Origin of the sequence: Halorubrum sp. 48-1-W, assembly GCF_003287355.1 — an archaeon.
Classification (GTDB): Archaea; Halobacteriota; Halobacteria; order Halobacteriales; family Haloferacaceae; genus Halorubrum.
The window spans coordinates 1-1,734 of sequence record NZ_QMIM01000006.1; the positions used below are offsets into that span (position 1 = coordinate 1).

The 1,734-nt window shown below is 64.8% G+C and carries 2 protein-coding genes; both read left to right on the plus strand.

Annotated features, from left to right (window positions below; all coding sequences use genetic code 11):
- Nucleotides 1-572, plus strand: a 572-nt coding sequence (locus DQW50_RS03775; protein ID WP_133258791.1) for a carboxypeptidase-like regulatory domain-containing protein, incomplete at its 5' end; no start/stop codon positions are given.
- A gap of 174 nt (nucleotides 573-746) precedes the next feature.
- A complete protein-coding gene (locus DQW50_RS03780) occupies nucleotides 747-1,676 on the plus strand; it encodes a methyl-accepting chemotaxis protein (protein ID WP_112077981.1) in 930 nt (309 codons plus the stop codon).
- Nucleotides 1,677-1,734 lie beyond the last annotated feature (58 nt).

Consider the following 1,734-nt stretch of genomic DNA (forward strand, 5'->3'; position numbering starts at 1 on the left):
AGTCGGCCGATCACACCGTCGACTCGTTCGGCGATCAGGCCGACATCGAACTCGAACAGCGGACGCTCTCGCTGTCCGGCGCGGTGACCGACTCGAACGGCGACCCACTCGACGGCGCGACGGTCACGCTGACGACCGACGCCGGACAGGAGTTGACCGACACGAGCGTCGCGGGGGGCGATTACGCGATCGAGGAGGTCCCGATCGGCACCCACGACGTGGAAGTCACCCTCGACGGATACGCGACCGCCACGGAGTCGGTCGAGTTCGGCGAGGAGGACGTCACGGAGGACTACGAACTCGAGGCGTTCGGCTCGATCGAGGGGGTCGTACGCGACGCCGACGACGGGTCCGGGCTCAACGGTGCCGAGCTCACGCTCGTCGATGCCGACGGAAACGAAGTCGACACCGTCACGTCGGACAGCGACGGGAGTTACGCGTTCGACTCCGTCGCACCCGGCGAGTACACCATCGACGCGGAACGGGGCGGTACCGAGGACGCCTCCGCCGACGTCACGGTCGAACCGGGAGCGACGACGGAACGGGACGTCGAAATGACCGTCACCGGGTGACCTCCTCGCCGCCGTAAACGGCGAGGCCTCCTACGGCACCCGGCGGGTGGAGCTTTCACCTCGTCTTCCACACCGGGGCGGTCGACGGCGTCTCGACCGTCTCCCCGTCATCAAGAATCACCATTGATAACTCGGTACCGACATTTATTCGATCGGATCCCGGACAGATACAGCATGTCGACGGTAGACATCGCCGACGAGGCGGAGGAGGTCGAACGGGAAACGCTCGAGAAGGCCGAATCACACGACGACGACACCGTCGAGGAGGCCGCACACTCCCTCGTGGAGCTTCAGAACGCGTCGGAGGACATCGCGACGCGGACCGAGGAGATCGCGGCGCTTTCGGTCGAACAGGCGGATGGGATGTCGCAGGTCCAAGACGAGGTCTCCGACATGAGCGCCGCCGTCGAGGAGATCGCCTCGTCCGCGGAGGAGGTCGCGAACGAGGGCGACCAGGTGAACCAGCTCGCTTCGGAGGGCCGGGCGGCAGCAAAGGACACGCGTGTGGCGATGAACCGGATCGACGACTCTTCCGACGAGGTGAGCGAACGCGTCCACCGGATCGAAGACAGCGTCGAAGAGATCGACGGGATGGTCTCCGTGATCAACGAGATCGCCGACCAGACGAACCTGCTGGCGCTCAACGCTTCCATCGAGGCGGCGCGTGCCGGCGAAGCCGGGGAGGGGTTCGCGGTCGTCGCCGAGGAGATCAAGTCGTTAGCCGAGAAGTCACAGCGCAGAGCCAACGACATCGAGGACCTCGTCGACGAGATACAACACAACACGGGCCGTGCCGTCGAGGGACTGGCCGACAACGAAGCGGCCGTCGACAACGGTGTCGAGGAGGTCGAGTCGACGCTGTCGCGGCTCGAAGAGATCGGTGACTCGGTGGACGAGTTGAACAGCGGTATCGAGGAGGTCGCCAAAGCGACCGACGAGCAGGCCGCAAGCACCGAGGAGATCGCGTCGATGGTCGGCCAGACGGCGTCGAACGCCAGAGATATCAGCGACGAAACCGACAGCATCAGTGCCGCAGTCGAAGAGCAGGCCGCGATGGTTTCGGAGGTAAACGACGGTTTTCAAGAACTCTTGCAGGAAGATTGATACCCTCCCCGCGCTGAAGCGCGAGGATTCCTTCGTGGGACACCACGCCGGTCGTGTG

What these genes read in the sequence shown, in the direction of transcription:
- DQW50_RS03780 (WP_112077981.1), top strand. Translation starts at nt 747, where the DNA reads ATGTCGACGGTAGACATCGCCGACGAGGCGGAGGAGGTCGAACGGGAA.